This is a genomic window from Bartonella sp. AU18XJBT, from assembly GCF_028618595.1.
In the GTDB taxonomy this organism is placed as follows: domain Bacteria; phylum Pseudomonadota; class Alphaproteobacteria; order Rhizobiales; family Rhizobiaceae; genus Bartonella.
Genome location: NZ_JAQITE010000093.1, coordinates 1 through 2,826 on the forward strand (window position 1 = coordinate 1; position 2,826 = coordinate 2,826).

Here is a 2,826-nt window from a genome sequence, read left to right on the forward strand (position 1 = left end):
CTAATTTAGGGAGAATATGAAGTTGTAAAGGCGAAAACCAATGTCCATCTTTCCCATCCCCTTTTAATTTAGCTTTACGAGTTTCAAAAGTATCCAAGGCAATATCTTTTAAGTAATGGAGATTGCGCATTGCCTCACGCTTTTGTTTCTCACGTTCTTTAATGGGGTCACGCCCTTCACGTAAAACAGAGCGCCACCCAGTTGCCAATTCACGGGCTTGTTTTAAAGAGACATCTCGCAACGCACCCAAGCCCATTTCACGATGTCGACCATGAATGGTATAACGGTAAATCCATTGAGCACCTCCATCTTTACGCTTATGAAGTAACAAGCCAGCACCATCATTATATTTGCCAGCCCCCAATGTTGCGATAGCCCTAGCATTAAGACGGTTCATAAGAGCCATTTTTATTCCTTTCTTATACAGTTTTTACCCACACACCAGCCCCGCTTGTGACGCGCAAATAAGTGATTTTTATTGATGCAACATAAAGAGATTTGAAATGAGAGAATCTTACGTTATTCGGGACTCTTATGCAATATGAATAACGCTAGATTATCATTATAAATCAATACCTTGTCCAAGATTTGATGGTGAAAGCTCTTTGATTGAGGACCTAAGCGGGAATGGACGCGTTGTTTTTACTTCTACCGTGTTTAAACCACATTACTCTAAACTTGAGGTTGGTAATCTTTCAGGTAATTTACATTTTAGGTTTAATACTAATTTTGCAGAACAGTGCGGTGATTATCTTCTTATAAAAAAAGAGCAGGTCGTTACACCATCAGCGTTATCGATTCTGGTGTTGAAATGACCAATTCTCTTCTACAAAATCAGAACTTAGTTTTGGAGCTTGATTTAATTCATGATCAAAGCGGAAATGCGCATTTTACTCTGATAGATTTTTTTGGTGAGGAGATAGCTACTGTTGATAATGGCGTCTACATGTACGCTCTCAAGAAAAGAGATCATAACGGTGGAAAGATTTGGTCTTTATCGACACCATCTACATCGGAAAAAAATTCTACTCCTATCTTTCCTCCATCTCATACGGAGTTGTCTATAGATAATTCTTTTGAGCAAGAAAATACTTTTTCTCCTTCGGAAGATTCTATAGTCAATTCTGATACAGGTGATTTCAGTTTTTATGCAAAGGATTTCATTACTGGTACACGTGAAAAAATTTTGCAAAACTCCATACTCGGTGACAATAGCATAGTTTATATTGCTAGTGATGGAGAAATGGATGATTTTAAATTATCCATCAATAATACAGTTCCAGAAACTGCAACACTCTATGTTGAGACTGGTGGTTTTAGTAAGAATACAACAATTGAAAATGGTGGTTCAGAGATTGTAGGGGAACAGGGGATCTCAGAATTTACGATTATTTACGAGGGTGGAAAACAAAGAGTGGAGGGAGGAGGCTCCGCATTGAGAGCTGAAATTTATGGTGGGGAGCAGCTTGTTTTCGGAGATGGTTATGTAAATGGTGGAATTGTGGGGAGCAGCACTTATAACACGACACTTTATGATCAAAGTGACACGCCGGGACAGCAGAATGTATATGATGGTGGGATGGCTGTGGGGACAAAAGTGATGAGTGGAGGAACACAAACTCTTGCTAGATGGTTCGCAGATGATGATAATTTTATACAAAAGAGTGGTGGTTTAGCCGTGAATACTGAGTTTTTTGCGGGTGGGGTACAGCGGATTTTAGCAGGGGGAGAGGTGGATATTGTGACTTTACACCGCTAAAGAAGGAGCCAATTCATGGGTTTTTGCTGGTGCGATGTTGGAAGGAAAAATAAAGATTTATGATTTGGGACAAGTCCATCTTTATGCTGGAAATAATAGCTTTTATACTGAATATGAAAATTATCAGACAACAGTAGACGATATTAATTTAGAGGGAGAAAACGCTAAATTATACTCTATTTCCAATGGATACAGAAACACAGAAACCTATATTAAAAAGCTAAGCGGTGTGGGAAATATTATTTTTACTTCTACAGAATCCGATTTACATTACTCTAAGCTTTATATTGATAATCTTTTGGGGAGTCTACATTTCGATTTTAATGTCAGCCTTGCAGAAGGAGAGGGTGATTATCTCTTTATCAAGAATGGCGGTAGTTCTCACACAATAAGTATTGTAGATTCCGGTATTGAAATTGTTGATCCTTCTTCAACAGAACTTGATTTAATTGTTGATCAAAGTGGAGGAGCACATTTTACCCTGAGAAGCTTTTCTGGTGCAAATGTTAATATTGATGGCGGAACCTATACGTATGGTTTAAAACAGAGAATTGATGAGGAGGGGGGTGAAAAAGTTTGGTATTTATCTGCGGTATTTATTGATAATGTTTCATTTCTCAACAGTTTACCACGTAGTAGAAGCAGATCTGCGCGGCATTTAAATCAAAATCAACAGGTTTCTTCTCTTTCAACTATTGCAGCATCACAAGAGCATGTTATTAAGTTGCCACATCGAAGAAAAAAACGCCCAAACTTGAGTCAAAAATCTCCAGCTTCTGTATCTCTAACTGTTTCAACTCTTGGAAGTCAAGTTATTGAAGGGGCATATCCAGCAAGTCCTCTTCATTTTTCTGATGGAAAACAACAAATTGCTGTTTCAGAATCTTCACAATCTTTAGCCGATCAAATGATTTTGTGTCCAGTTGATACAGACCAATTTTCTCCACAATTGAGAGAGGCACTTTCAGTTTCTCAGTTTTTGACAACGCCTTCTACAGATGCGGTATTGTCTATGTCTGTGGCTCCAGCGATGGTGTTTCACAATGAAATGCAAACCGTGCGTGCGG

Annotated in this window: 4 protein-coding genes; 3 read left to right on the top strand and 1 reads right to left on the bottom strand. The window is 38.5% G+C overall.

Annotated features, from left to right (window positions below):
- A partial coding sequence (locus tag PVV60_RS09970) for an integrase arm-type DNA-binding domain-containing protein (RefSeq protein WP_273724610.1) occupies nt 1–406 on the bottom strand: 406 nt, incomplete at its 3' end.
- Between the two features lie 199 nt (nt 407–605).
- Between PVV60_RS09970 and PVV60_RS09975 the strand changes: the two genes are divergently transcribed.
- The 3 genes from PVV60_RS09975 to PVV60_RS09985 all read left to right on the top strand — a co-directional run.
- On the top strand, nt 606–815 hold the full coding sequence (locus PVV60_RS09975; RefSeq protein ID WP_273724611.1) for a pertactin-like passenger domain-containing protein: 210 nt from the start codon (nt 606–608) through the stop codon (nt 813–815).
- Nucleotides 812–1,759, top strand: coding sequence for a hypothetical protein (locus tag PVV60_RS09980; RefSeq protein ID WP_273724612.1), 948 nt, complete (start codon nt 812–814; stop codon nt 1,757–1,759). The genes PVV60_RS09975 and PVV60_RS09980 overlap by 4 nt, the downstream gene beginning before the upstream one ends.
- Nucleotides 1,760–1,793: 34 nt before the next feature.
- On the top strand, nt 1,794–2,826 hold a 1,033-nt coding region (locus PVV60_RS09985; RefSeq protein ID WP_273724613.1), incomplete at its 3' end, for a pertactin-like passenger domain-containing protein.

Excerpts from the sequence above, each read along its gene's own strand:
- PVV60_RS09980 (WP_273724612.1), top strand. The coding sequence starts at position 812 with ATGACCAATTCTCTTCTACAAAATCAGAACTTAGTTTTGGAGCTTGAT.